Source organism: Arthrobacter sp. SRS-W-1-2016 (assembly GCF_002009585.1).
Lineage (GTDB): Bacteria > Actinomycetota > Actinomycetes > Actinomycetales > Micrococcaceae > Arthrobacter > Arthrobacter bambusae_A.
The window spans coordinates 63,425-89,582 of the sequence record NZ_MTPV01000015.1; the positions used below are offsets into that span (position 1 = coordinate 63,425).

22 protein-coding genes are annotated in these 26,158 nt (G+C 64.8%); 3 read left to right on the forward strand and 19 right to left on the reverse strand.

Going from position 1 to position 26,158, the window contains the following annotated elements:
* Positions 1-37: 37 nt before the first annotated feature.
* The 3 genes from BMF89_RS04165 to tdh are packed head-to-tail and all read right to left on the reverse strand — an operon-like array spanning position 38 to position 3,744.
* On the reverse strand, positions 38-1,438 hold the full coding sequence (locus BMF89_RS04165; RefSeq protein ID WP_078105810.1) for a 6-phospho-beta-glucosidase: 1,401 nt from the start codon (positions 1,436-1,438) through the stop codon (positions 38-40).
* 6 nt (positions 1,439-1,444) lie between these two features.
* Positions 1,445-2,653, reverse strand: coding sequence for a glycine C-acetyltransferase (locus BMF89_RS04170; protein ID WP_078105811.1), 1,209 nt, complete (start codon positions 2,651-2,653; stop codon positions 1,445-1,447).
* A 44-nt stretch (positions 2,654-2,697) separates the two neighbouring features.
* Entirely contained in the window at positions 2,698-3,744 is a 1,047-nt protein-coding gene (gene tdh / locus BMF89_RS04175; protein ID WP_078105812.1) for an L-threonine 3-dehydrogenase, read from the reverse strand.
* A 115-nt stretch (positions 3,745-3,859) separates the two neighbouring features.
* On the opposite strand from tdh, the gene BMF89_RS04180 reads away from it, so the two are divergent.
* On the forward strand, positions 3,860-4,804 hold the full coding sequence (locus BMF89_RS04180) for a LysR family transcriptional regulator (protein WP_078105813.1): 945 nt from the start codon (positions 3,860-3,862) through the stop codon (positions 4,802-4,804).
* A 65-nt stretch (positions 4,805-4,869) separates the two neighbouring features.
* On the opposite strand, the gene BMF89_RS04185 is transcribed toward BMF89_RS04180, so the two are convergent.
* The 11 genes from BMF89_RS04185 to BMF89_RS04235 form a co-directional block, all read right to left on the reverse strand.
* Positions 4,870-6,051, reverse strand: coding sequence for a Gfo/Idh/MocA family oxidoreductase (locus BMF89_RS04185; RefSeq protein ID WP_078105814.1), 1,182 nt, complete (start codon positions 6,049-6,051; stop codon positions 4,870-4,872).
* 10 nt (positions 6,052-6,061) lie between these two features.
* Positions 6,062-7,783 carry a DUF4091 domain-containing protein gene (locus tag BMF89_RS04190; protein WP_139359533.1) on the reverse strand — a complete coding sequence of 574 codons (1,722 nt, stop codon included), beginning with the start codon at positions 7,781-7,783 and terminating at the stop codon, positions 6,062-6,064.
* A 41-nt stretch (positions 7,784-7,824) separates the two neighbouring features.
* Entirely contained in the window at positions 7,825-8,811 is a 987-nt protein-coding gene (locus tag BMF89_RS04195) for a carbohydrate ABC transporter permease (protein ID WP_253190692.1), read from the reverse strand.
* Entirely contained in the window at positions 8,804-9,754 is a 951-nt protein-coding gene (locus BMF89_RS04200; RefSeq protein WP_078105816.1) for a sugar ABC transporter permease, read from the reverse strand. The genes BMF89_RS04195 and BMF89_RS04200 overlap by 8 nt, the downstream gene beginning before the upstream one ends.
* A complete protein-coding gene (locus BMF89_RS04205; protein ID WP_078105817.1) occupies positions 9,751-11,073 on the reverse strand; it encodes an extracellular solute-binding protein in 1,323 nt (440 codons plus the stop codon). The genes BMF89_RS04200 and BMF89_RS04205 overlap by 4 nt, the downstream gene beginning before the upstream one ends.
* 277 nt (positions 11,074-11,350) lie before the next feature.
* Positions 11,351-12,355, reverse strand: a complete 1,005-nt coding sequence (locus BMF89_RS04210; RefSeq protein WP_078105818.1) for a LacI family DNA-binding transcriptional regulator — start codon at positions 12,353-12,355, stop codon at positions 11,351-11,353.
* A gap of 82 nt (positions 12,356-12,437) precedes the next feature.
* Complete coding sequence (locus BMF89_RS04215) at positions 12,438-13,055, reverse strand: hypothetical protein (RefSeq protein ID WP_078105819.1); 618 nt, start codon at positions 13,053-13,055, stop codon at positions 12,438-12,440.
* 242 nt (positions 13,056-13,297) lie between these two features.
* Positions 13,298-14,806: an Asp-tRNA(Asn)/Glu-tRNA(Gln) amidotransferase subunit GatB gene (gene gatB, locus BMF89_RS04220; RefSeq protein WP_078105820.1), complete on the reverse strand. Its 1,509-nt coding sequence runs from the start codon at positions 14,804-14,806 to the stop codon at positions 13,298-13,300.
* Positions 14,806-16,362: an Asp-tRNA(Asn)/Glu-tRNA(Gln) amidotransferase subunit GatA gene (gene gatA / locus BMF89_RS04225; protein WP_078105821.1), complete on the reverse strand. Its 1,557-nt coding sequence runs from the start codon at positions 16,360-16,362 to the stop codon at positions 14,806-14,808. The genes gatB and gatA overlap by 1 nt, the downstream gene beginning before the upstream one ends.
* Positions 16,363-16,366: 4 nt before the next feature.
* A complete protein-coding gene (gene gatC, locus BMF89_RS04230) occupies positions 16,367-16,663 on the reverse strand; it encodes an Asp-tRNA(Asn)/Glu-tRNA(Gln) amidotransferase subunit GatC (RefSeq protein WP_078105822.1) in 297 nt (98 codons plus the stop codon).
* A gap of 137 nt (positions 16,664-16,800) precedes the next feature.
* Positions 16,801-18,219 (reverse strand): CitMHS family transporter, encoded by a 1,419-nt coding sequence (locus BMF89_RS04235; protein WP_078105823.1) that lies wholly within the window; start codon positions 18,217-18,219, stop codon positions 16,801-16,803.
* 226 nt (positions 18,220-18,445) lie between these two features.
* On the opposite strand from BMF89_RS04235, the gene BMF89_RS04240 reads away from it, so the two are divergent.
* Together BMF89_RS04240 and BMF89_RS04245 are read left to right on the forward strand one after the other, a co-directional pair.
* Positions 18,446-20,215: a sensor histidine kinase gene (locus BMF89_RS04240; protein ID WP_171983391.1), complete on the forward strand. Its 1,770-nt coding sequence runs from the start codon at positions 18,446-18,448 to the stop codon at positions 20,213-20,215.
* The gene (locus BMF89_RS04245; protein ID WP_078105824.1) at positions 20,212-20,886 is read left to right on the forward strand and encodes a response regulator; all 675 of its coding nucleotides are present in this window, start codon (positions 20,212-20,214) and stop codon (positions 20,884-20,886) included. Before BMF89_RS04240 ends, BMF89_RS04245 begins: the two co-directional genes overlap by 4 nt.
* A 94-nt stretch (positions 20,887-20,980) precedes the next feature.
* Here BMF89_RS04245 and BMF89_RS04250 read toward each other — a convergent pair whose 3' ends face one another.
* The 5 genes from BMF89_RS04250 to BMF89_RS21520 all read right to left on the reverse strand — a co-directional run bounded on the left by BMF89_RS04250 (position 20,981) and on the right by BMF89_RS21520 (position 26,015).
* Positions 20,981-21,361 (reverse strand): RidA family protein, encoded by a 381-nt coding sequence (locus BMF89_RS04250; protein WP_078105825.1) that lies wholly within the window; start codon positions 21,359-21,361, stop codon positions 20,981-20,983.
* Between the two features lie 56 nt (positions 21,362-21,417).
* Positions 21,418-21,930 (reverse strand): GNAT family N-acetyltransferase, encoded by a 513-nt coding sequence (locus BMF89_RS04255; protein WP_078105826.1) that lies wholly within the window; start codon positions 21,928-21,930, stop codon positions 21,418-21,420.
* A gap of 271 nt (positions 21,931-22,201) precedes the next feature.
* Positions 22,202-23,029 carry an inositol monophosphatase family protein gene (locus BMF89_RS04260; protein WP_078105827.1) on the reverse strand — a complete coding sequence of 276 codons (828 nt, stop codon included), beginning with the start codon at positions 23,027-23,029 and terminating at the stop codon, positions 22,202-22,204.
* Positions 23,026-25,302, reverse strand: a complete 2,277-nt coding sequence (ligA, locus tag BMF89_RS04265) for an NAD-dependent DNA ligase LigA (RefSeq protein ID WP_078105828.1) — start codon at positions 25,300-25,302, stop codon at positions 23,026-23,028. Before ligA ends, BMF89_RS04260 begins: the two co-directional genes overlap by 4 nt.
* Positions 25,303-25,388: 86 nt before the next feature.
* Positions 25,389-26,015 carry a hypothetical protein gene (locus BMF89_RS21520; protein WP_139359534.1) on the reverse strand — a complete coding sequence of 209 codons (627 nt, stop codon included), beginning with the start codon at positions 26,013-26,015 and terminating at the stop codon, positions 25,389-25,391.
* Positions 26,016-26,158 lie beyond the last annotated feature (143 nt).

Sequence of the window (26,158 nt, forward strand, 5' to 3'; positions counted from 1 at the left end):
TCCGATCCCCCTCGGGACAGGGCTGAGGCAAAGGGGTTCAGCGCAGGTACTGGAGTTCCTTGAAGTGGCCGACGTAGTCGTCCAGGAGCGCTTCTGCCACCCTGACCGAGTCCACGAGCGGGTTCAACGCCATCGCCTTGTAGGCGGAGCTCCGGGAACCCGTGAGCGCAGCGTCGATCGTGGCCCGTTCCACCGCTTTGGCATTGACGACGAGCCCGCGCGCGTAGTCCGGAAGAGAATTGGCCGGGAGCAGGCGGACTCCGCGGGCATCCACGAGGCAGGGCGCCTCGATGACCGCGCCGTCGTCGAGCTCAGCGAGGGTGCCGTTGTTGGGGACGTTCAGAATCAGCCGGGCCGATTCGTCCTGGCTGATGGCACGCATGATCGCCAAGGCAACGGCCTCGTAACCGCCCGACACCAGATCCTCGGCGTCGCGTTCGAACGTACCGGCCGCGTCCCTGTTGCTCTGCATGTACGTCTCTTCGCGATCCAGCTTGGTCTTTTCCCAGAGCCTAAGGGCCGACTTCGACGACGGGACCCCCGGAGCGGGCTCCGCACCGCCGTCGTTCGCTTCCGCCAACCCGCTGTAGAAGGACGACTGCTGCCGCGCCAAGTAGGCGCCGCGGGTAGTTCCGGCGCGCCGGTCGGCATCGAGCGCCTCGCGCTTGAAGTAGTAGTAGTGCAGATACTCGTTGGGAACCGCACCCAAGGCCTTCATCCACGAAGCGCCGAACAGCCGGCCCTCTTCGAAGGACTCGATGGCGCCGTCGTCGGAGAGAAGCCGCGGCAGGACATCCGTACCATCGACCACCAGCCCGCGCAGCCAACCCAGGTGGTTCAGGCCGATGTAGTCGATCTCCACGGCGCCATCCCGAAAAGCCGCAGCACCACGGTGGACTCCGGCGGCGAGCAGGCAGCGCCGGGCGAGCCCGACGGGCGAATCGCAGATCCCCACCACTTTGTTGCCGAGGACCCGCGTCATGACCTCGGTGATGACCCCGGCCGGGTTGGTGAAGTTGATGAACCAGGCGTGCGGGGCATGCTTCTTCACTGCCTCGGCGATGTCCAGGACCACGGGAATGGTCCGCAAGGCATAGGAAATTCCGCCGGCGCCGACGGTCTCCTGCCCGATGACACCGTGCGCGAGGGCGATCCGCTCATCGGCGGCGCGCCCCTCCAGCCCGCCCACCCGGATGGCGGAGAAGATGAAGTCGGTACCCGGCAGGGCTTCCGACAGCGCCGTGAACGTCCTCACCGAGGGAGCGTCGGGCACCCCCTCGGCCATCTCGGCGAGGACCTTGGCCACCACGCCCAGGCGCGCGGGGTCGGCATCGAACAGTCTCAGTTCGGTGACCCGTCCGGGCCCATGGTCCGACAGCAGTGCTGAATAGACCAGGGGTACCCGGAATCCCCCGCCGCCCAGGATGGTGAGGATCATGGGAACTCAGAGCCCCGCGGCCGCGCGGCTCTTCACGAAGGCCTGGACGCAGGCTTCGACGTCCTCGGAGCTGTGCGCGGCCGAAAGCTGCACGCGGATCCGGGCAGCTCCCTTGGGTACCACGGGGTAGCTGAACGCCGTGACGAACACTCCATGGTGGAGCATCTCGTCGGCAACCTTCGCGGCCGCCACAGCGTCGCCGAACATCACCGGAATGATGGCGTGTTCGCCGTCGAGCAGTTCGAAGCCTTCCTCGCTCATGCGACGGCGGAACAGGGCAGCGTTCTCGAAGAGCCTGGAGCGGAGCTCGCCCGAGCCCTGGACCAGCTCAATGGCCTTGATGGTGGCGGCGACGATGGCCGGCGCCAGCGAGTTGGAGAACAGGTAGGGGCGGGCCTTCTGGCGCAGCATGGCGATGATTTCGCCGCGGCCGGAGACGTAGCCGCCCGAGGCGCCGCCAAGGGCCTTGCCGAACGTGCCGGTATAGATGTCGATCCTGTCGGAAACACCCGCGTGTTCCGGAGTTCCGGCGCCGGTGGCTCCCATGAAGCCGACGGCGTGGGAATCGTCCACCATGACCAGGGCGTCGTGTTTTTCGGCGAGATCGCAGATGGCTTCGAGCGGCGCGAGGTAGCCGTCCATGGAGAAGACGCCATCCGTCACGATGATCTTGCGCCGGGCCGGGGCATCGCCGGTGGAGGCTTCGACCAGCTTGGCTTCGAGGTCAGCCATGTCCTGGTTGGCGTAGCGGAAGCGCTTGGCCTTGCTGAGCCGGATGCCGTCGATGATGGAGGCATGGTTCAGGGAATCAGAGATGATGGCGTCCTCGGCCCCGAACAGGGACTCGAAAACGCCTCCGTTGGCGTCGAAGCAGCTCGAGAAGAGGATGGTGTCTTCGGTTCCCAGGAACTGTGAGACCCGGGCTTCGAGCTCCAAGTGCAGGTCCTGGGTGCCGCAGATGAAACGCACGGAGGCCATGCCGAAACCGCGCTCGTCCATCGCGGACTTGGCGGCCGAGATGATGTCCGGGTGGTCTGCCAGGCCAAGGTAGTTGTTGGCGCAGAAGTTCAGGACGGTGTTCGCCGGCTGCCCGAGCTGGCCTGCCGAGATGTGGCTGGCCTGCGGCGAGTCTATGTGGCGTTCGGTCTTGAAGAGGCCTGCGGTGCGGATCTCTTCAAGTTCGCCCTGCAGCTGGTCTTTGATGCTTGAGTACATGGTGGCTCCTGGTACTGGGGTCTTGGGGAGGACTTTACGGTGTCTTAGATGTCGGTCCAGTCGAGGACAACCTTGCCGCCGGTGCCGGCGCGGGCGATTTCGAAGCCCTTTTCCCAGTCGGTGGCGGACAGCTTGTCCGTGACGACGGCGGAAATGCGGCTGTGCAGCTCGGGGTTGGAGGACAGCATGGCGCTCATGGCGTACCAGGTTTCGTACATTTCGCGGCCGTAGATGCCCTTCAGGGTCAGCATGTGGGTGACCACTTTGCCCCAGTCGATGTCGATGGACTGGCTGGGCAAGCCGAGCATGGCGATCCGTCCGCCGTGGTTCATGTTGTTGATCATCTCAGGCAGGGCCGTGGGATGCCCGGACATTTCCAGGCCGATGTCGAACCCTTCGCGCATGCCGAGCTCGAGCTGGGCATCCTTGACGCGCATCTTCGACACGTCGACGGCGAGGTCCACGCCCATCTTCCGGGCGAGTTCAAGGCGGGGAGCGGACACGTCCGTGATGGCGATCTTGCGGGCACCGGCGTGGCGCGCGACGGCGATTGCCATGAGCCCGATGGGTCCGGCACCGGTGATGAGCACGTCCTCGCCGACGAGCGGGAAGCTCAGGGCGGTGTGGACGGCGTTGCCGAAGGGGTCGAAGATGGCGCCGAGCTCCGGGGTGATGGAGGGATCCTGGTGGACCCAGACATTGGTCTCCGGAATCACGACGTATTCGGCGAAAGCACCATCGCGCTGCACGCCCACGGACACCGTGTGGATGCACATCTGGCGGCGGCCCGCACGGCAATTGCGGCAGATGCCGCAGACCACGTGGCCTTCACCGGAGACGCGGTCACCGACCTTGACGTCGCGGACGTCCTCGCCCACGGAGACCACTTCGCCGTAGAACTCGTGACCGGCGATCAGGGGAGTCTCGATGATGCTCTGCGCCCAGGCATCCCAGGACTGGATGTGCAGGTCGGTTCCGCAGATGCCGGTAGTCATGACGCGGATCTTGACGTCGCTGGGACCTGCCTCCGGCTCGGGCCGTTCGACGAGTTCAAAACCAGCGTGGGGACCGGACTTGTAGAGAGCCTTCATGGGTCTTCCTAACTCAAGGGATTGGGCCGTTTGTGTGCCGTTTCACTTCATTGAAGCCCCACGGACTGTTTAGCACAACTAGGTTTTTCTCAATCAACGATTTAGCATTTGCTAAATGGAAGTACATCAGCTCCAAATGCTCAGGGAACTAGGAGATCTCGGCAGTGTCAAGGCCGTGGCCGAGACGCTCATGGTCACTCCCTCGGCCGTCTCCCAGCAGCTCGCCCTCCTGCAGAAGTCGGTGGACGTGCCGCTGACCCGCAAGGAAGGCCGCGCCCTGGTGCTCACCGACGCCGGCCGGGTCCTCGCCGACGCCGGAGCCGCCGTCGTGAATGCGCTCGCGGACGCCCAGGCCGCCATCGGCGCCTACCACGACTCGCCTGGTTCGACCGTGACCGTGAGCGCCTTCCACAGTGCGGGGCAGGCTTTGTTCGCTCCGCTCGCGGCATTGCTGACCACCGCCCGCAACGCGGCCCCTGAAAACAGCGTTCCCCGCGTGAAGCTCGCCGACGAAGACGTTGCCCAGGAAGACTTTCCCGGCCTGGCCGCGCGCTATGATCTGGTGCTGGCGCACCGGATGGAGCACAGCCCCGAGTGGCCCACCGACAAAGTAGCCGTGATTCCGCTCGCCGACGAACCGCTCGACGTCGCGCTGCCTGCCGGGCACCCGCTCGCGGCGCGCCGCGAACTCAGGCCGGCCGACGTCGTCGGGCAGCCCTGGGTGACCAGCCGCGACGGTTACTCCCCCGCCGACGTGCTGACCGCCGTCGTCGCCGTCAGCGGGCGTCCGGCCGATGTGCTGCACCGCATCAACGACTATTCCACCGTGGCCTCGCTCGTGGCCGACGGCGGCGCGATAGGTTTGCTCCCGCGGTTCACCGCCCAGCGCGTCCTGGACGCCGGCGTGGTGCTGCGTCCACTGGCGGGGGTGAATTCCGTGCGCAAGATCGACATCCTGGCGAGGCCGGAAACCCTGAAACGGAAATCGGTCATGACGGTCTGCGAAGCACTGCAGACCGTCATGACCGAACTCGCCGGGGGCACCTCACAGCCCAACTGACTCGCATTTAATGTCGTTATGAGGCCCCAAAACGACAACAAATGCGAGCCAGTTGGGCGCGGCCTCTAGAGTTCCCGGACCCGGGCCGGCTGGCCGGCGTCGAAATATTCCACGAGTTCTTCGGGCAACGCCGGAACCCGCTTCGAACAACCGTCACCACGGAGGGACTCGGTGGCGAGCACTCCCGCGGCCACGGCCTCCCGGGCTGCGATCGGCGAGGTCGCGGTGGCTCCCCCGTCCTTGGCGAAACGCAGGAACTCAGCGATGAGCAAGGGGTCCGCGCCGCCATGGCCGCCTTCTCCCTCGCGGACCTCGACCCGCTGGTCGGGCTCGGCGAAACCGTTTGTGCGCGTGGTCCATACGTGGATCTGGTCGCCGGCCCCGTCACCGAAGTTCTCCATCCTGCCTTTGGTGCCGATCACCGTGTAGTTCCGCCAATAGTCCGGGGTGAAGTGGCACTGCTGGTACGAGGCGAGCACACCGTTGTCCAGGACCATGTTCATCATCGAGATGTCCTCGACGTCAATCGTCTCGGCGAGATCCGTCTGTTCGGTGGGAGGCCAGTTGTCAACCGAGAACCAATCCCCCATCCGGCGCCCCGTGTTGTCGCGACGGGACGCGACGTCCCCGTAGACGGCCAGATCGCCGATCGCCTGCACCGTGGTGCTGTATCCCCCGGCGAGCCAGTGGATGACGTCGATATCGTGCGCGCCCTTTTGCAGCAGCAGCCCTGTGGTGTTGGCACGCTGGGCATGCCAATCCTTGAAATAGTAGTCCCCGCCGTTCCCCACGAAGTGCCTGCACCAGACTGCCTTGACGTCACCGATGGTCCCGGCCTGGATGATCTCTCGCATCTGTACCACCACCGGCATGTGCCGCATGTTGTGGCCCACGTAGAGCCGCGTTCCGGTGTCGAAGGCTGTCTGGAGGATGAGGTCGGCCGCTTCGAGCGTGACGTCGAGCGGTTTTTCGCAGAAGGTGGGGATGCCCGCTTTGAGCGTCCGGACGGCGACGGCGGCGTGCTGGTTGTCCGGGGTCAGGACCAGGACCGCGTCCAGGTCGGAGGCCAACAAAACGTCCAAATCGTCGGTGATGACCGCCGTCGGGATCTTCTCGGCCGCGTCGGCCCTGCCGCGCTCGCCCAGGTCGCACACGACCGTGACTTCCGAACCCTGGCCAGGTTGATGCGCGTGGCGCCACAGTGACGACCGTAAGCCGAATCCGACGATGCCTACTTTGAGGTCCATAAGTACTTTCCTAACTCGATAAGTTGATGCGCTGGCGTGTTTGACCCACGCGCTGCGCGATTCCCTGGTTGACCAGCTCGCGAACCCTCCGGTAATGAAGGGGGTCGTAGCTGAAGCTGTCCATGGCGAGGCTTCCGCCCGAGCCGTCCGTATCGATGAGCGCCAGCGCCTCCTCGCGACCGGCCAGCTGGGCCAGGAGCGAGAGTGCCCGGTGGTCCCACATGGCCTGGGCGAACACCTTGTAACGGATCGATTCCCACGGCACCCCGTCCGGTCCCGGGTAGACCATGAAGGCATCGCCGCCCGGAAAGGCTCCCCCGGCACAGGTGTCCTTGAACGGGTCCACGGGCGCCAGGGAATGAGCCGTGTTGTAGAAGTTGAATCCCCAATGCAGGAATCCCGCACATTCCTGGGCGAAGAGCTGGTGGCCCAACACCCGGTTTCGCACTGAAGGCATGGAAATGAACCGGTTGGCAACGCCGGTATCCTGGGCGACGCAGTAATAGACCCACAGATCCTTCACCCCGGCCGCCAGGAACGGCGCCACGGCGTCGGTTGCCACCACGGGATTCGGCACGGCGCCGCTGCTGTAGAACTCGAAGTCGCTCAAGGCGTCAACCACCGTCAGCCCGTCCAGGAGATCCGCGACGATGGCCTTTGCCTGTTGGTATCCCGCCAGGGCCTCGGCGCCCTCCGGTTCATCGGAAAGGTGGAAAATGACCCGATCAAGGGACCAATGCTCTGCCAGGAAGGAGCGCAGGGCCGGCAGCAGCCCGGCCATGAGCTCCCGGTATGAAGCAGCCGTTGCCGGAACGTCCCAGCCGAAGCGCCGTTCGAGTCCCTGGGCAGTCTCCACGTAGATCGCCGGGGTCGCCTTGGCCCCCCATTGGGTGAAGAAATGGGCGATTTCCAAGTACTCTATGCCGTGTTTGGCACACAGGCCCACCCAGCGCAGCAGCTTGTTGAAATCAAAGTGGTAGCCGGAATCTTCGCGAATCCCGATCAGCTGGGTGGGCAGCCTCGTTCCCCCGACTGCTGTGTCGAGCGGAGGGGTCCATGTGGGCGTCAGGAGCGAGTTGGCGCCCATCCTTGCCGCGGATCCCATGAAGGCATCGATGATCGACCAATGCTCCGCGCCGAAGACCCCGACGCCGTAGTGGCTCGCCAAGCCGTCGCAGTGGAACCAGTGGGCGTTCACGATCTCCAGTTCCGGGGCCCGCACGGGCATCACGGTGACGCAGATGTGGGTGCTGAAGAGCGTGTTGCCTTCGGCGTCCCGCACGGAGATCCCGAGTTCGTGCTCGCCGGCGTTCTCGGCGGATGGCACCACGAAGTCGATCCATGCAGCCGTCCACTGCCCGTAGAGGGGCCTGATCAACCCATCCGGGGCTGGCCGCAAAAGGTCTGGATACAGTCCGGGGGCGTCCCGGTCGTAGCCGCCGTCATGCTGCGGGAATGCCGCCAAGGAACACGGCACCAGCTCAACCTGCGAAATGGTGGCGAACCCTGCCGACGGACCATCGATTGCAACTTCCAACGCCCCCGCCAGCCGAAAACCGTGCTTCATCGGCGGCCTGAGGGCCACTTGGACCGACGCTGTCTCGCCGGGGAAAACGGACACCGGGATGGTCCTGTCGAACGGCCGTGGTGGAGCGTCCGGGTAGACCTTTTCCAAGGAGTCCGCCAATACGAACGACCAGCCGTCCAGCTGGACCGGGTTCTGTTCCGTCAAGGGCTGCGATCCTTTCCTGCGCGGGTCTTTGCGTGGGGTCTTTACTTGAGTCCGGAGCGGCCGATGCCCGCCATGACACGCTTCTGCATGAGCAGGAACATGATCAGGATCGGGGCCATGGCCATGAGCGATGCCGCCATGAGGATCGGGTAATTGTTGGCGTGCTCACCCTGGAGGTTCGAAAGCCCGACGCTCAACGGTGCGGCGTTCGCCGTCGACGTCACCACCAAAGGCCACAAGAGGTCATTCCAGGACCACAGCACGGTAATGATGACCAGGGCCCACAGACCGTTTGCTGCCAAAGGCAGCATGACCCGGAAGAAGATCTGGAACGGATTGGCGCCGTCGAGCCGTGCCGCGTCTTCGAGTTCGTCCGGGAGGCCCATGAAGAACTGACGCATCAGGAACAGTCCGAAGGCGCTGAAGATGCCCGGAGCCACGATGCCGGCGATGCTGTTCAGCCAACCCAGGTTTTGGATGATCTGGTATTGCGGGATCAGGAACAACTGCGACGGCACCATGATGATCGACAAGACGACGGCCAGGATGAGCCCTTTGAACCGGAACTGCATCCGCGCGAAGGCGTAGCCCGCCATGGAGCAGAGAAGCACCTGCCCGATCACGCGGATGACCGTGATTGCCACCGTCACCCAGAGCTGGGAACCGAAGTTCATGGACGTGAAGACATCCGCGAAGTTGTGCCACTGGACAATGCTGGGCCACAGGGTGGGCGGAGTGCTTTGGACTTCTGCGTTCGTCGAAAGCGACATGACGATCTGATAGAGGAGCGGCGAGATCATGGCCAGCCCGCCAATGGCCAGTACGCAGTGCGCCAGGACGTTCGAGCCTTGCTTGCCTCCCCTTGTCCCCCGGTTTTTCCCTGCCGGGCGCGGGGCACCTCTGCCCTTGGTGCTGCGGCTTTTGCCGTCCCGGCCCTTGGGTGCGCCTCCGGCTTGAGGCGGATCTGCAACCGGTCCGCTGCGCCGCGATTCGACGCCGCTTTGTGTTGAGAGCATCGATTCAGACATAGTTGACCCACCTCTTCTGGATACGGAATTGGAATGCGGTCAGAAGAGCGATGATGACCAGGATCAGGATGCCGATGGCTGCCGCATAGCCCTTGTCGTTCTGCAGGAAGGCCTGGTTGTAGAAGATGTACACGAGGCTTTGCGTCTGCGGCATGGCCAGGTTCGCTTTCCCCATCATCACGTACAGCAGATCGAACAGCTGGAAGCCGCTGATCACGGTGACGATCGTGACGAAGAAGATGCTGGGCGTCAACAGCGGAACGGTGATGCTGAAGAATTGGCGCATCCGGCTGGCCCCATCCATCTCCGCGGCTTCGAAGAGCTCACGCGGAATCTCGCGAAGTCCCGCGCTGATGATGATGAGGTTGAATCCCAGCGACATCCAAAGACCCACGGTAGCCACGGCGAGCAGCGCGAATCCCGGCGTCGATGTCCAATAAGGGCCGTGGATCCCGAACAAGCCCAGGAACCAGTTGATGGGTCCGAAGTCGCCGTTGTAGATCAGCCTCCACACGATCCCGACGGCGGCCGGCATGGTGATGTACGGAATGAAGTACAGCGTCCGGTACAGGGCCGCGAAGCGCAGGCCGGGACGCTCGATCAGGGACGCAAGGATGACCGCGATGGGAATCCCCAGCAGCACGACCACCGTATAGATCAGCGTATTGAGGATTGATTGCGGAATGGTGGAATCCGCGAACATCCGCACGTAGTTGTCCAGGCCGATGAACTTGGTTCCGCCGAAGACCCCCCACTTGGTGAAGCTGTAATAGAACGTCTGGACGATCGGCCAAAGATAGAACACGCCGATTCCCGCAACGGTTGGCACCACGAACAACCACGGCCACCAGCCATCCGACTTGGATTTTCCATTGCGGTGGTCCCCCGCTGCTTGGGCGGCATGGACACTCTTGGATGCCGGCGTCAGGATCTGGGCTTTCATGATTCTTTGGCCAGCGCTGCATTCATCTGGCTGGCAAGGTCCTTGGCGACGTCGGCAACCGGCTTGGTCCCGGCGAAGGCCTGCGGCAGCAAGGTGTTCTCGAGTTCGTTCCAGGCGGCCGTGTTGGCAGACGCCGGATAGGGCGAGGCATCCTTGGCGAGGTCGAGGAAGACGGTGAGGTCAACGGAGGGAACAGCCTTGACCCAGGCATCCTGGGTGCCGTTGAAGGCCGGGATGACGGTTCCGGTTTCCGCCTGGATCTTGGCCGCATCCTGGGTTCCCAGGAAAGCGACGAACGCCTGCGCCGCGGCAGGGTTCTTCGCATTGGCGGGAATCACGTTGGCAAGTCCGTGGATCACGCTCTGGTTGCTCTTCGGCCCCTTCGGGAGGCTGACAATGCCAAGATCGTCACCAAGAGCCTTTTGGGCCGGCCCGACGGTCCAGGAGCCGTCCATGGTCATCGCCAATTTCCTCGACGTGAACATGTCGCTTGAGGAGGTGTCCGTCAATTGCTGCATCGACGGCGATACGCCGGATTCGATCAGGTCGCGCCAGAACTGGAGGCCGGCGATTGATCCGGCGGAGTCGTATCCGGACTTCTTGCCGTCGGCCGAGATGATGGTCCCGCCGGCTTCGATCATCGTGTTGTAGTAGCTGGTCTGGCCGCCCGTGAGGTCGCCGGCGTATCCGTAGACGCCCTTGCCCTGGTAGAACTTGGAGAGTTTGGCACCGGTGGATTTCACGTCGTCCCAGGTCCAGCTGGATGTCGGCTCGGACACCCCGGCTTCCTTGAAGAGCGCCTTGTTGTAGAAGAGCGCACTGGTATCGAAATCCTTGGGGACCCCGTAGAAGGCCCCGTTGACCGTGTACAGGTCCACGAGCGCCTTCGGGTAATTGGCGGTATCCACTGCCTTGCCGGACACCAAGCCGTCCAGCGGCATCAGCTGGTTGTTTTGCGCGTAAAGCTTGATGTGCGGGCCATTCATCCAGAAGACGTCCGGCAGGGTGTTGCTGCTTGCCTGGGTCTGGATCTTCGTCCAGTAGGCAGAACCCTTCGACGGCGTGACGTCGATGGTGACTTTTATGTTCGGGTACTGCTTGTTGAATTCGGTCACGATTTTCTGCATCGCGGGCTTTTGCGCCGCGTCCCAGATGGCGTAGCTCAGCTCCGCGCTCAGGTCCTTCGCGGGAGCAGCGTAGGCGGCCTTGGCTGCGCTACCCCCGGCGGCACTGTTTCCGCCGCAGGCGGCGAGCGAAACGACGGCGGCACCGGCAGCCGCAAAGGAAAGGAATGACCTGCGGGTCACGTTGTGGTTCATAAGAATTCTCCGATGTCTTGGTCAGAAGACCGACGGTCCTTCGGGGGCGGGCCCGCATTCGGCGAACAGCCAACCCAGCTGGTGTTGTGCAGTCGATCACATCATGTTAATCGTTTAAAGGCAAGATTCTGAATGATCTTTCCTTAACTTTTTCGGGCCGAAAACGTCACCAAAGTGCAAAAAGGGATGGGTCGCGTGATCATCGGGCACGCGCCTCGACAAACCGCGGGGATGGCACCGGGTCGGCACCGGGTTCTTGCACCGGGCGCCCCGGATTTCACGCAGAGGGCGCTGAGTCCCTCACGATGAGCTTCCACGGGAATTCGAGGATGCGCGCGGGTCCATCGGGATTCTCTGCACGGTCGAGCAGGAATGCGGCCAGGCCATCGAAAAAGCCTTCAGGACCAACGGTGGTCAACGACGGCGTCATGCGCTCGCCTTCGGTGGTGTTGCCGATACCGATCACTTCGACGTCTTCTGGAATGCGGAGTTGCAGCCGTTGGGCCGCGTGGATGGCGGCTATTGCCGCGAAGTCGGTGGTCGCATAGATCGCGGTCGGACGGTCCGCCCGCTGAAGGAGCCGCAACGCCGCATCGAACGCGCTGAGTCCGTCGCGGTCGTACGCCTCGACGTAGTCGTCCCGGTACTCCAAACCGGCTTTGGCAAGGCCGCGCGTGTAGGCGCCCAGGCGGATGTCGAGGGTACTCATCGAAGGTGCCGAGGAGATCAGGCAAGCCACGCGGCGATGCCGGGCGGTGAGGTGCTCCACTGCCAGATCGCATGACGAACCCACCACCGGCCGCACGACGTCGAATCCCTCAGGTTCCATGGTGTCGCTGAAAACCACCAGGCGCTGCAATCTTGCCGCCTGCGCCAGCAGTTCGACATCCCCGGGCTCGTCGGCGCCATCGATGAACGTCACGTCCGCGTTTTGCCGTTTGAGGGCCACCCGCCAGTCGGTATCGGCCAGGATCATCGGCGTAATGCCGTGCCGGGCCGCGGCCGTACCAACAGCGCGGCTTACGTCCAAGGCCCACGGATCCGAGATCATGGTGAGCGACAACATGAGCAGGTTCGTTCGGCCGGTGCGGATCGCCCGTGCCGATTGGTTGGGGCGATATCCGAGGGCGAGGGCCGCCTCTTGAACCCGCAGCACCGTAGCTGGCGCCACCCCGGAACCGCTCCTGCTGCCGTCCTTGCCGCTCCTGCCTGAAAGCACATAGGACACGGTCGCCGTCGAGACCCCCGCTGCAGCCGCCACGGACTTGATCGTGGGGCGCATTCGTCTCCTTCGTGGCTAAGCCGCCGGACCTCGGGCGTGGTCCGGCGGTAGTAGCATCATAGCCAGACGAACGGGTGCGGGTTCAGGAAGAGACGCTGCCGTAACCGAGCCGTCGCCCGCCATTGTTGGACGCAGCGGGCAAAGTACCCCCGACAATGCGGGTGGCCGTGACAGTGGTGCCGCTCTTCGTGCCGGAGACTGCGACGGTGTCGCCCGCCTTCAGGTCCGTGGCCTTGATGGTTTGGGGCGATGGCCTCTTGCCTTGCGTGCCGGTTCCGGAGGCGGGGAGCTTGACGATGGTAGTCGACGTTGTGATCCCGAAGCTCTGCGTGAAGCCATCATCGCTCTTCACGGAAATGCTCGTATCGCTGACGGACTGCACTGTGCCCCGCTGTGTCACGAGCGTCGTGTAGCTGCCGTCCTTGTTCTTGACCGTGAACTCGCCGTGGATCCCCGGTCCTGCGACGCCGCGGGGAAGGACGGGGAACGGCCGGACCTTGCCGGGCGACGGTGTGGCGGGCGACGTAGCCCCGGGCGACGGGGTGGCAGGCGAAGCCGTGCTGGTCGGCGTCGCGCTCACGACGTACTCGGGGATGACCTGGCCGGCAGCCCAGACTGCGGCCACACCACCGCCGCCCAGGACGACGACGATTCCGCCGGCGATGAGGGCCCTACGAACCCCCGGAGTCATGGTGGACATAGCCGAATCCTCTCTCCGCTCCTCCCGGTCCGGCAAAGGGGCGGGCAGCAAAGAACTGATGACTCCATGATGAGCCTTGAAGCTGTGTGACGGCTGTGGATCCTCACCCAACTAGTCCCCACCGCCTCCCTAACCTCGCTTCGCTCGGCCAGGGAACCCGGGCGGCGTGGGCCCCGCAGTTGTTGTCGTTTTGACGGCTCAAAACGACAACAACTGCGACCCGGTTGGGTGAGACGGGGTGGTCAGCCTTCGACGCCGAGGCGCTCCAGGATCAGCTCGCGCACACGGCCGGCGTCGGCCTGCCCGCGGGTGGCCTTCATGACTCCGCCGACGATCGCACCGATGGCCTGAAGCTTGCCGCCGCGGATCTTCTCCGCGACGTCGGGCTGGGCTGCCAGTGCGGCGTCGATCGCTTCCAGGAGGGGGCCGTCGTCGGACACGACGGCGAGGCCGCGCTTCTCGACGATCTCGGCCGGAGTGCCTTCGCCCGCGAGGACGCCGTCGAGCACCTGGGCAGCCATCTTGTTGTTGATCTTGCCGCCCTCGACGAGCTTGTTGAGCTCCACGATGGTTTCCGGCGTGACGCCGAGTTCGGAGGGGTCGACGTCGGCCGTCTTGGCGCGTCCGACGATCTCGCCCATCCACCACTTGCGGGCCACGGACGCGCTGGCACCGGCGGCGATGGTTTCCTCGATGGAGTCCATGACACCGGCGTTCACCACGTCGCGGAACTCGAGGTCCGAATAGCCCCAGTCGGCCTGGAGCCGCTTGCGTCGGGCCGCGGGCGGTTCGGGCAGCGTGGCGCGGAGTTCCTCGACCCATTCACGGGACGCGAGGACCGGAACGAGGTCCGGCTCCGGGAAGTAGCGGTAGTCGTCGGCGTCGGACTTGGCCCGGCCCGACGTCGTCGTGCGCGTGTCCTCGTGCCAGTGGCGCGTCTCCTGGATGACCGGCTCGCCGGAGTCCAGGACGGCGGCGTGGCGCTGGATTTCGTAACGGACGGCGTGCTCGACGGCGCGCAGCGAGTTCACGTTCTTCGTCTCGGAACGGATGCCGAAACGTTCGCGGCCGTGCGGGCGCAGCGAGACGTTGGCATCGCAACGGACGTTGCCGCGTTCCATCTTGGCGTCGGAAACACCGAGGTTCTTGACGATTTCGCGCACCGCGGCAACGTAGGCCTTGGCGAGCTCGGGTGCGCGGCTGCCGGCGCCCTCGATCGGCTTGGTGACGATTTCGACCAGCGGAACACCGGAACGGTTGTAGTCCACCAGCGAGTAATCGGCACCCTGGATGCGGCCCGTGGCGCCACCCATGTGGGTCAGCTTGCCGGCGTCCTCTTCCATGTGTGCGCGCTCGATCTCGACACGGAACACTGTGCCGTCCGAGAGTTCGATGTCCAGGTAGCCGTCGTACGCGATGGGCTCGTCGTACTGGGACGTCTGGAAGTTCTTCGGGGTGTCCGGGTAGAAGTAGTTCTTCCGGGCGAAGCGGCAGTACTCGGCGATCTTGCAGTTCAGGGCAAGGCCGATCTTGATGGAGGATTCCACTGCGGTCTTGTTCACCACGGGCAGGACGCCGGGCATGCCGAGGTCCACCTCGTTGACGTTGGTGTTCGGCTCGTCGCCGAAGACGTTCGGGGCGGAGGAGAACATCTTGGTCTTGGTGTTGAGTTCCACGTGGACCTCGAAGCCAAGGACGGGATCGTACTTCTCCATGGCCTCTTCGAAGCTGAGGATGGCGTCGGTAGACATCAGTTGGAACCTCCGGCGATGGTGGAGCTGGAACCGAGAACGGGTGCCTTCGCGAGCAGCGGGCCGCCCCATTTCTCTTCGAGCAAGGATTCAAGGACAGCGCCCACGCGGTACAGGCGGGCGTCCTCGCGGGCAGGCGCCAACAGCTGGATACCCACGGGCAAGCCGTCTTCGTCGGCCAGGCCGCCCGGCAGGGACAAACCCGGGATACCGGCCATGTTCGCGGGGATGGTGGCGACGTCGTTGAGGTACATGGCCAGCGGGTCGTCCAGCTTCTCCCCCAGCTTGAAGGCTGTGGTCGGGGCCGTCGGCGATATCAGGACATCGGCCTGCGCAAACGCGGCGTCGAAGTCGCGCTGGATGAGCGTGCGGACCTTCTGCGCAGAACCATAGTAGGCGTCGTAGTAGCCGGCGCTCAGGGCGTAGGTGCCCAGGATGATGCGGCGCTTGACCTCATCGCCGAAACCGGCGGCGCGGGTGGCGGCCATGACGCGTTCGATCGTCATGGGACCGTCCTCGGGCAGGACACGCAAGCCGTAGCGCACGCCGTCGAACTTGGCCAGGTTGCTGGAAACCTCGGACGGCATGATCAGGTAGTAGGCGCCCAGCGCGTACTTGAAGTTGGGGCACGAAACCTCGACGATTTCCGCGCCGGCCTCCTTGAGCAGCTCAAGGGACTCGTTGAACCGGTTCTCGACGCCGGCCTGGTAGCCCTCGCCGTGGAGTTCCTTAATGATGCCGATCTTCGTGCCCGTGACGTTGCCCGTCTTGGCTGCGGCAACGAGGGTGTCGAAGGGGTCCGTCAGCGAAGTGGAGTCGAAGGGGTCGTGGCCTCCGATGACTTCCTGCAGGAGTGCCGAGTCCAGCACGGTCCGCGAAACCGGGCCGATCTGGTCCAGCGACGAGGCCATGGCAATGGCACCGTAGCGGGAAACAGCACCGTAGGTGGGCTTCATGCCGACCGTGCCGGTGACGGCGCCGGGCTGGCGGATGGATCCGCCGGTGTCCGTGCCGAGGGCCAGCGGAGCCTCGAAAGCCGCGACGGCGGCCGCGGAGCCACCGCCCGAGCCGCCGGGAATGCGGTCCAGGTCCCACGGGTTGCGGGTGGGGCCGTACGCCGAGTGTTCCGTGGAGGAACCCATGGCGAATTCGTCCAGGTTGGTCTTGCCAAGGATGGGCATCTTCGCTGCGCGCAGCTTCTTGATGACGGTGGCGTCGTAGGGGCTGTGCCAGCCCTCGAGGATCCTGGAGCCGGCCGTGGTGGGCTGGCCGATCGTGACGATGAGGTCCTTGACGGCGATGGGTACGCCGGCGAGCTCGTGCAGCGCTTCGGCTTCGGCACCGCCGGCGGCACGGATCGCGTCCACCTCGGCGGCGACGGCGAGCGCCTCTTCGGCGTTGACGTGCAGGAATGCGTTGACTTGCCCGTCAACGTCGGCAATCCGGTCCAGGTACGCCTGGGTGACCTCGACGGACGTGACCTCGCGCGCGGCCAGCTTGGCGGCCAACTGTGCGGCGGACAGGCGGATGAGTTCGGAGTTGTTCAATTCAGTCATTCGCTTAGTCCTCATCCAGGATTGCCGGAACCTTGAAACGGCCCTCGAAGGAATCCGGAGCCCCGGACAACGCCTGCTCGGCGGTGAACGTGTGGCCCACGACGTCCTCACGGAACACGTTGCTCAACGGAATCGGGTGGGACGTGGCCGGGACATCGTCCCCGGCGGCTTCGCTGACGGACTTCACCGAATCCACGATGACGGCAAGTTCGCCGGCCATCCTGTCCAGCTCTTCGGCACTCATTTCAATGTGAGCCAGACGCGCAAGATGCGCGACGTCGTCACGGTTGATCGCAGCCATGGATCTCCCCTGCAAAGTTCAAATGGTTTTCCGGACTAGTCTACGTGGCTTGGACGACGAACAACGCGGGGTCACTGACGGCCCATCCGGAGGTCCCGAATGGGCCGTCAGTGACCCCGCGTTGCGTGGTCGCGTTGCTAGCCGATGCCGATGGCTCCGGTCAGCATGCCCACCGCGAGCATAACGACGGAGATGACCGCCGTGCGCCACAGGACCTTCTTGTGGTGGTCTCCCAGTTCCACCTTCGCCAGGGACACCAGCAGCAGGATCGCGGGGACCAACGGGCTCTGGAGGTGGAAGGGCTGGCCGGTGATGGAGGCACGGGCCATTTCCGCGCCGCTGATGCCGTAGTGCCCGGCGGTTTCGCTCAGGACCGGCAGGACGCCGAAGTAGAAGGCGTCGTTGCTCATGAAGAACGTCATCGGGATGCTGAGCAGGCCAGTGATGACGGCCATGAACGGACCCATCTCGGCCGGGATGATGTGGACCAGCCATGCAGACATTTCCTTGACCATGCCGGTGCCGTTGAGGACACCCGTGAGGACGGCCGCCGCCATGACCATGCTGACCACGGCCACGATGGACGGCGCGTGGGCCACCAGCTGCGCACCCTGTTCCTTGACCTTCGGGAAGTTCACCAGCAGGGCGATCGCGGAACCCACCATGAAGACGTACGGCAGCGGCACCAGGTTGGCCACGAGCATGACCATCACCGCGACCGTGAGTCCGAGGTTGAACCAGAAGAGCTTCGGGCGCAGGGTCTTGCGGTGGGGGTCGAGTGCGGTGGCGGTCAAACCCGCGTCGGCGAGGTCAACCAAGGTTTCGGTGCGTTCGAGGACCACGACGTCGGGGCTGCCGCCGGTGCCCGAGCCGCCGCGGCGCGTGCCGCCGTCGAACACGTCACCGGCGTCGGAGACGTCGCCCCAGATCTCGGGGGCCGTGGCTCGGAGGCGGTTGCGTTCCTGCAGGCCCAAGAGCCAGGAGAACACGAAGACGACGACGAGGCCGGCGATGAGGGACGGCACCATGGGAACAAACACGTCGTTGACGTCGACCTTGAGTGCGGTGGCGGCACGGGCCGTGGGACCACCCCACGGCAGGATGTTCATGGTTCCGTTGGCCAGGCCGGCCACACAGGTCAGGACCACGGGGCTCATCTTCAAGCGGAGGTACACGGGCAGCATCGCCGCGGTGGTGAGGATGAAGGTGGTGGAGCCGTCGCCATCGAGTGATACTGCGGCGGCGAGGATGGCGGTGCCCAGGACCACTTTTGCGGGGTCGTTGCCAAGCTTGCGGAGGATGAACCTCACCAACGGGTCGAACAGCCCGACGTCGATCATGAGTCCGAAGTACACGATCGCGAACATCAGCAGGGCGGCCGTGGACGTCATGGACTTCATCGAGTCCATGACCATGCTTCCGATGCCGAGGCCGGCACCGGCAAACAGGCCGAAGATGGTGGGAACGATGATCAGCGCCAGAACGGGCGTCAACTTCTTTGTCATGATCAGGACCATGAACACCGCAATCATTGCGAATCCAAGCAATACCAGCACAGCCGGCTCCTTACTACAGTGAACGGCATCACGTCGATGTGATGCGCGATACAGAACGTATAGTGGCCACGCTCGGAGCAAGGCGTTTGTGGGATTTGATCGACATACTGCTGATTGAGAGCATTTTGCTCATTGTGCTCAATGCTTCAATGGAGAGGTAGACGTAGAAGTACAGCGCCGCTGCTGCCCCGCTCCAGCCGGCCGTTCCCCGCCGGAAGGAGGCAGCATGCCCAGGCTTGCCCTGCGGTTTTCGACGCAGACCCTGCTCCTCCAGCTCGGCGTCGTTGTCCTGGTGGTGCTGCTCAGCGGCACCGTCCACGCATGGCTCGTCTACGGCCGGATCGGCACGGAGGCAGAAAACCAGGCACTGACTTTGGCGCGCACCGTTGCCTCGGATCCGGCGATGCGTTCCCAGGTCGAAGCCATCAGCAAAGAGCAGGGAACCCCACCCGCCACGGTTCTCTCGGCCGGTCCCATCCAAGCGGCCGCCGAGGCTGCAAGGAACCGCACCGGGGCCTTGTTCGTGGTGGTCACCGACGAAACCGGCCTGCGGTTGGCGCACCCGGACGTGGTCCGGCTCGGCGAACGGGTCAGCACCGATCCCTCGGACGCCCTCTCCGGGAAGGAAGTCACCACCCGGAACACCGGCACCCTGGGAGCGTCCGCGGGGGCCAAGGTCCCGGTATTCGCCCCGGGTTCCACAACCACCGTGGTGGGCGAAGTCAGCGTCGGCTACTCCATGGAGTCGCTCGGCCAAAGCCTTGCCGAGGACATCGTTCCCATCGCCTTGACCGCGGCGGGTTCCCTCCTGGTCGGCGTCCTGGCGTCGTTCCTCCTCCGCCGCCGTTTGCAACGCCTGACCCTGGGCCTCGAGCCCGAAGAAATCAGCACCCTCGTACACGACCAAGTGGCCGTGCTTCAAGGCGTGGACGACGGCGTGATCGGCATTTCCGCCGATGGCCGCATCACGGTCTTCAATGCCGCGGCGAGGCGGTTGCTGGGCATGCCGGAAGGCTCGGAGACTCCCGGCTCCCCCACAGCGGCGGGCACCGGCTGGGAAGGGGCACCCGTCCCGGCGCAGCTCAAGGCCCTCACCCAACCCTCTGCGCACGACGCCGAAGCCGTGGAAATCGTCGCGGGCGGCCGCGTCTTGGTTGCCAACGCCCGCAAGGCGCTGCACCGCAAAGAGGATCTCGGCTGGGTGGTCATGCTCAGGGACCGCACCGAGCTGCAGCAGCTGACACGCCAGCTCGACGCCGTAGGCACCATGTCCGCCGCGCTCCGGGCCCAGCGCCACGAATTCGCGAACCAGCTCCACACGATCGCCGGCTTCATGAGCATCGGCCAACACGGCCAGGCCAAGGACTATCTCGCCAGGATCTCCGCCACAGGGCCTCTGAAATTTCCCGTGCAGCAAGCCGAGCTCCTCCAGGATCCGTATTTGCAGGCGTTCGTCGGCGCGAAAAGCGTGGAGGCGGACGAGCGAGGGGTGGCATTGCGGATCGGCCCGGAGACGCTGGTACGGGAACACGTCACCGAACCGCAGGACGTCACCACGGTGCTTGGCAACCTGATCGACAATGCCGTCAACGCCGCGGTCGCCGGCTCTTCGACGCAACGCTGGGTGGAGCTTGAGCTGCTCGACGAACCGGGGCCCGACGGCGGCACGCTGCACATCGTCGTCGCTGACTCCGGCGACGGCCTAGGCAGTGTCGATCCGGAAAAGGTTTTCGTGGAGGGGTTCACGACGGCGGAGCCTGCCGAAAGCGGCATCGCCAGGGCGGGTGGGCAGGGACTCGGCCTCGCGCTAGTCCGGCAACTCGCCCGGCGTCGCGGTGGTGACGTGCGCGTGCTCGAGGCAGGCTCGCCCGGCGGGCCAGGCGCCGTCTTCATGGCCACGATGCCGAAGGTGACCGGAGCACCGGACGATGCCCCTCGGGCGGAAGCCGCAACCGAACCCCCACCGGCAGCCGAACCCAAGGAAGGACAGCCGTGAGCGAAGACTTCAGGGTGTTGATTGTGGATGACGATTTCCACGTCGCCAAGCTCCACGCCGCCTACGTGGACTCCGTGGCCGGTTTCCTGGCCCTGGCCCCGGTGGGATCCACGGCGCAGGCGTTGCAATCCGTCCATAGCCTGCGGCCGGACCTCGTGTTGCTGGACGTTTATTTGCCGGACGGTTCGGGCCTGGACCTGCTGGGGCAACTCGACGTCGATGCCATGATGTTGACCGCAGCGTCCGACGCCGTGTCCATCAGGACAGCATTGCGTCGCGGGGCCCTGGCGTATCTGTTGAAACCGTTCACCGCCGAGTCACTGTCGCAGCAATTGCGTTCCTATGCCAGATACCGGCGTCTTCTCGGCCGGCAGCACGCCGTGGACCAGGACACGATCGAACGGGCCAAGCGGGCGCTCATCGCCGGTGACGTCGCGCCGTCGGGAAAGCCGCGTTCCGCGACCGAGGCATCGGTGCTGGAGTCCTTGGCACCGGGGGAACAATACTCGGCCACCGAAGTGGCGGAACGCGTGGGGGTCTCGCGCGCCACGGCGCAACGCTACCTGTCCTCGCTCGCCGACGATGGCGCCGTCGAGATCCAACTGCGCTACGGGAGCACCGGCCGCCCGGAACACCGCTACGGCGTCCCCGCGCGGCTCTCCCCAAACTAGCCCGGCAACCCAAGTGGCCGCCAACCCAACTGACTCGCAGTAGATGCCGTTATGAGGCGTCAAAACGACACCTACTGCGAGTCAGTTGGGCTGCTTAGGCGCTCTTTTGGGCTACCAGTTCGATTTCGACCAGCATTTCCGGGTCGAGGAACGGCAAGACGTGGACCAGGGAAAGGGTGGGCCGGATCTCGCCGAACACCTCGCCGTGCGCGCGGCCGGCGTCTTCCCACTTGCTGATGTCGGTCAGGTAGAGCTTGGACTGCACGACGTCCTCGTAGTCGAACCCGGCGTCAGCCAGGACCGCGCCCAGTTTTTCGAGGATGTATTTGGTCTGCGAGTAGAAGTCGTCGCCGACGATGCCATCAGGCCCGGACGCCGCCGTGGCCGAAATGAAGAGCGTGTTGTCCACCTGGACCGCACGGGAATATCCAAGGGTCTGTTCCCAGACCGAGCCCGTGCCGAATGTCTTGCGCATGCCGCGCCTTTCTCAGTTTCCGCACCCGGCCCGATAGCCGGGGTTACGAGGAAACTTTATGGCTGGCGGACATCCTGCCGGTAAACGAACAGTTTTATGTCGGTCCCGGGAACAAACCAATCACGCTCCGGTTCCCTCTCGAATCCGGTCTTGGCGTAAAGGGCGTTGGCGCTTTCCCACGTTGCGCCCGTGGTGAGGGAAACGGCGTTGATGCCATCCATGGAGCGGGCTTGGTCGACGACCGCCTGCACGAGCGCGCGTCCCGCACCCGAGCGCTGAACCTCCGGATCCACTACCAAGGTGCGCATTTCGAGTTCGTCCGGAAGGCCAATGTCCGAAAAATCGCCTCCGGCCTTGGCCGACGTAACGGAACCGATGATCCGGCCATCGCGCTCGGCGACGAAAACGTCGGCGTACCGGGCGCGCCCAGCCACGTCGCGCAGCTTCTCCAAGTAAGGGTGGTCCGGGCTGCCGTAATAGCCAGCGGTCACGTAAGACGCCATCGTGATACGGGCTACGGCGTCGTAGTCTTCGGGCAGGGCGGGACGGACGGTAATCTGCGAATGCACTGATCCATGGTAGTCGGGTCTGCGGGGGCCGGGACGCCAAAGCAGCGTTTCCGTGACCGAACTATCACCCCTGGGCCCAACGCCCGCTCAGAAACAAGACCGTTCCACCCAACGCCCGCTCAGAAACAAGACCGTTCCACCCAACGCCCGCTCAGAAACAAGTGAGCGAGCGACGGCGGAACACCCCACATATGTGAGCGAGCGTTTGAACATGTCGAGCAAGGTTTCACCAGGCTGGCGCGGCCGAACGCCCCGAACGGCCAGAACGACCTTAGAGCGGGAACTTGCCCGAGAGCTCGAGGGTTCCCGCGCAGGTCCACGCTTCAAGGCGGTCCGCGTCAGTGGGGCCGCCGTCAAGCGGGCTGGTCAGCCGTGGCCGGCGGACCCAGCATCCTGCTTCCTCGGCGATCAACGCGCCCGCCGCGTAGTCGTGTTCGTTGAGCCCGCGTTCCCCGAAGGCGTCGTGGGTTCCATCGGCCACGAGGCAGAGATCCAACGCTGCGGAGCCGAGCCGGCGAAGATCGGCGAAGCCCTCCATCAGGTTGCCGAGCCCGGCGAACTGTTCGGCCCTCGTGGCGGGATCGTAGCTGAACCCGGAGGCCACGATCAGTCCCGTGCGCCCCAGCAGCGGTCCGCTCAGCTGGCGGCGCTGCCCGTTTTCCTCAAGCCATGCTCCGTGGCCACGTGCCGCAGAGTAGATGCGCCCCAGCGCGGGGGCGTTGACGACACCGGCCAGCCAGACGCCGTCGGCATCCGCAACGGCCACGGACGTGGCGTAATAAACAATGTTGCGGATGAAGTTGGTAGTGCCGTCGAGCGGATCGATCGACCATCGGTAGCCGCTCGGCTGATCGGGCCGGGTGGTGCCGTGCTCTTCGCCCGTGATGGTGTCATGCGGGCGGGCAGCCGTAATCGCGGCCCGCACAGCGTTCTCCGCCGCGACGTCGAAGGCCGTCACCCAATCGCCGGCGTCGCCTTTGTTCACGACGCCGAGGCTCCCCGCCGAGTTGGGCCCGGCTGGCCGGGCGGCAAGTACCTCCGCTCCTGCCGCAGCTGCCGCGCGGGCGACGGCGAGAAGGTCCAAGGCATCGGCCGTCATTCGGAGGATTCCGTTTCCGCAGCGGTAGCGGCCGCCAGAGCGACGGCGGCGCCCTCGTCATCCGGTGCGGCGCCAGCGGCAGGTTCCAGGACGCCGTCGAGCAATGCCTTGAAACCGTCCTCGTCCAACACCCGGATGCCGAGCTGCTCTGCCTTGTCCAGCTTGGAGCCCGCGTTCTCGCCGGCCACGACGTAACTGGTGTTCTTCGAAACCGAGCCGGCGGCCTTGCCGCCCCTGATGATGATGGCTTCCTTGGCTTCGTCGCGGCTCAGCGTGGGCAACGAACCCGTCACCACGATGGTGAGGCCTTCCAGGTTCCGCTGGATGCCGGCGTCGCGCTCGTCAACCATGCGCACCCCGGCGGCCGCCCAGCTATCAACGATTTCCTGGTGCCAGTCGACCGCAAACCATTCCTTGAGTGCCGCGGCAATGGTCGGGCCCACCCCGTCGACGTTGGCCAGTTCCTCCTCGGACGCGGCACGGATGGCTTCCATGCTGCCCAGTGCCGTGGCCAGGGCCCGGGACGCCGTGGGGCCAACGTGCCGGATGGACAGGGCAACAAGGACGCGCCACAGTGGTTGCGTCTTGGCCTTCTCAAGCTCCTTGAACAGTTTGTCCGTGGTGGCTGTGGGTTTGGACGGGGTCTTGGCGGTGGTCTTGGAATAGAAGTAGGGCACCAGTTCGAACGTTCCCGTGCCTACGCCCTTGGAGCGCTTCTCGCGGCGGATGCGGACCTCGGCGAGGTCCTCCGGCGTGAGGCTGAACAAGGCCGCCTCGCTGCGGAGCGGCGGAGTTTCCGGTTCCTCGGGCTGGGTGAGCGCGATGGCTGCTTCCCACCCAAGAGCCTCAATGTCGAAGGCGCCCCTGCTCGCCACGTGGAAGATACGCTCGCGCAGCTGGGACGGGCAGGACTTCGCGTTGGGGCAGCGGATATCGACGTCGCCCTCCTTCGCCGGAGCCAGGGGCGTGTGGCAGGAGGGGCATTCCGTGGGCATCACGAACTCGCGAACGGGAGGATCCTGTTGATCGCGCAGGGCCAAGACGGGCCCAACGATCTCAGGAATGACGTCACCGGCCTTCCGCAGCACCACGATGTCACCGATCATGACGCCCTTAGCCTTGACCACATCCTGGTTGTGCAGGGTGGCCATCTCCACGGTGGATCCGGCCACCTTGACCGGTTCCATCACCCCGTACGGGGTGACGCGGCCCGTGCGGCCAACGTTGACCTGGATGTCCAGCAGCTTGGTGTGGACTTCCTCCGGCGGGTATTTATAGGCAACGGCCCAACGTGGCACGCGTGAGGTGTAACCGAGGGCACGCTGCGTGGCGAAGTCGTCGATTTTGACTACGATGCCGTCGATCTCGTGCAGGAGATCGTGCCGGTGTTCGCCGAAGTGCTTGATGAAGTCCAGGACCTCCTCGAACGAGTCCAGGACCTTCAGGTAGGGGCTGACCGGCAGGCCCCATTCCTCGAGCATCTTGTACGTCTCCGACTGGCTGGTGGAATCGAGGCCTTCGCGCGCACCGATGCCGTGGACGAACATCCGCAACGGACGCTTGGCGGTTTCCGCGGGATCCTTTTGGCGCAGGGAGCCGGCTGCGGCGTTGCGGGGATTTGCCAATGGCGCCTTGCCGGCCTCGATCAGCGCTTCGTTGAATTCCGCGAAAGCCTTGGACGGAATGAAGACTTCGCCGCGGATTTCCACCTCGGACGGAAACCCGCTGCCGCTGAGCTGGCGCGGGATCTCCTTGATGGTGAGCACGTTGTGGGTGATGTCCTCACCCGTAGTGCCGTCTCCGCGCGTGGCGGCACGCACCAGCTTGCCGTCGCGGTAGAGCAGGTTCACTGCCAATCCGTCGATCTTGAGTTCCGTCAGCCAGGCAATGCGGGAGGCCGCCGTTCCCAGCTTGTCGACCGAAGCCTCGGCCTTGCGGACCCACGCTTCCAGCTCGTCCAGCGAGAAGACATCCTCCAGGCTGTACATCCTCTGCAGGTGCTCGACGGCCGCGAACGCGGCCGAAACCTCGCCGCCCACTTCCTGCGTGGGAGAATCGTTGGACACGAGCTCGGGATGCAGGGCCTCGAGTTCCTCGAGGCGGCGGTAGAGGGAGTCGAACTCGGCGTCCGAAACCGTCGGGGCATCTTCCTGGTAGTACGCATAGCGGTACTTGCGGACGAGGTCTGCGAGGTTTTCGTACTCTTCCCGTACGGCTTCCGTTGGAACTGCGGTTTCGCTCTCTGCTGTGCTCACGTACCTATCTTGCCGCAAAGCCGCGACAAAATAGGGCTCCCGAACGGTAAGAAGGGACGGGAAGATAGGGCTCCCGGACGGTAAGAAGGGACCACAAGCTGGAATCAGTGCGTGAAGCGGTGGCGGCTCCACAACGCGAAGGCAATTCCGCCGGCCGCCACCAAAAGCACGGCGCCCATAATGGCGATCACAGCGAACATGTCCGAACCCGGCCCTTTGGCATTGCTCACCGCGGCAGCCTGGGTGGCCTTGAGCCCGTCCTGGATGGGGGTATTCCAATTGGACGACGCCGACGGCGAGGGGCTGCTCGTCGTCGGGGTGTCCGTCGGGGTCGCCGGGCTGGAGTCCACAGGAGCCTCCGACGGCGCCATGCTGGGTTCCGGTTCGACGGTCACCACGGGTGCGGGCGCGGGTGCGGCGGGCGCGGGCGCCACCGGGGCGGGTTGAACGGGTACGACGACGGGTGCCGGAACCACCGGCGCGGGCGGAGACGGCGCCGGAGGCTTTGCAGGTGGAGCCATGTCGGGAGCAGGATCCGGAGCCGGGTCCGGGGACGGGGCCGGGGTGGTTTGGCTATTCTGAGGAGCCACGAGGGTCTCGGCGTGGGCCGAAAGCAACGGGAAAGCGCACATCACTACAGCCATGGCAATACCCGCGAGGGCAACGGAGAACGGGCGTCGCACGGCGGCACGGGTCGCGCCGCCAGAGCGCGCGGAGGAGCGTTGTGTCATGTTTACCTCTGCAGGACGGCACAGGCCGCCCGGAGTTGGGGTGGTATTGACCGGAATCTTCCTACATAGTCCGGGCGTGTCGCAAATCCCGTTCCCCGAAATCGCCGTCGACGGGAGCCGGTGCGGGCTCCATCGGCGTCGTT

Bases quoted from the DNA above. Each gene is read 5' to 3' on its own strand.
- BMF89_RS04165 (WP_078105810.1), bottom strand. From the start codon at position 1,438: ATGATCCTCACCATCCTGGGCGGCGGGGGATTCCGGGTACCCCTGGTC.
- BMF89_RS04170 (WP_078105811.1), bottom strand. From the start codon at position 2,653: ATGTACTCAAGCATCAAAGACCAGCTGCAGGGCGAACTTGAAGAGATC.
- tdh (WP_078105812.1), bottom strand. From the start codon at position 3,744: ATGAAGGCTCTCTACAAGTCCGGTCCCCACGCTGGTTTTGAACTCGTC.
- BMF89_RS04180 (WP_078105813.1), top strand. From the start codon at position 3,860: ATGGAAGTACATCAGCTCCAAATGCTCAGGGAACTAGGAGATCTCGGC.
- BMF89_RS04185 (WP_078105814.1), bottom strand. From the start codon at position 6,051: ATGGACCTCAAAGTAGGCATCGTCGGATTCGGCTTACGGTCGTCACTG.
- BMF89_RS04195 (WP_253190692.1), bottom strand. From the start codon at position 8,811: ATGTCTGAATCGATGCTCTCAACACAAAGCGGCGTCGAATCGCGGCGC.
- BMF89_RS04200 (WP_078105816.1), bottom strand. From the start codon at position 9,754: ATGAAAGCCCAGATCCTGACGCCGGCATCCAAGAGTGTCCATGCCGCC.
- BMF89_RS04205 (WP_078105817.1), bottom strand. From the start codon at position 11,073: ATGAACCACAACGTGACCCGCAGGTCATTCCTTTCCTTTGCGGCTGCC.
- BMF89_RS04210 (WP_078105818.1), bottom strand. From the start codon at position 12,355: ATGCGCCCCACGATCAAGTCCGTGGCGGCTGCAGCGGGGGTCTCGACG.
- BMF89_RS04215 (WP_078105819.1), bottom strand. From the start codon at position 13,055: ATGTCCACCATGACTCCGGGGGTTCGTAGGGCCCTCATCGCCGGCGGA.
- gatB (WP_078105820.1), bottom strand. From the start codon at position 14,806: ATGTCTACCGACGCCATCCTCAGCTTCGAAGAGGCCATGGAGAAGTAC.
- gatA (WP_078105821.1), bottom strand. From the start codon at position 16,362: ATGACTGAATTGAACAACTCCGAACTCATCCGCCTGTCCGCCGCACAG.
- gatC (WP_078105822.1), bottom strand. From the start codon at position 16,663: ATGGCTGCGATCAACCGTGACGACGTCGCGCATCTTGCGCGTCTGGCT.
- BMF89_RS04240 (WP_171983391.1), top strand. From the start codon at position 18,446: ATGCCCAGGCTTGCCCTGCGGTTTTCGACGCAGACCCTGCTCCTCCAG.
- BMF89_RS04250 (WP_078105825.1), bottom strand. From the start codon at position 21,361: ATGCGCAAGACATTCGGCACGGGCTCGGTCTGGGAACAGACCCTTGGA.
- BMF89_RS04260 (WP_078105827.1), bottom strand. From the start codon at position 23,029: ATGACGGCCGATGCCTTGGACCTTCTCGCCGTCGCCCGCGCGGCAGCT.
- BMF89_RS21520 (WP_139359534.1), bottom strand. From the start codon at position 26,015: ATGACACAACGCTCCTCCGCGCGCTCTGGCGGCGCGACCCGTGCCGCC.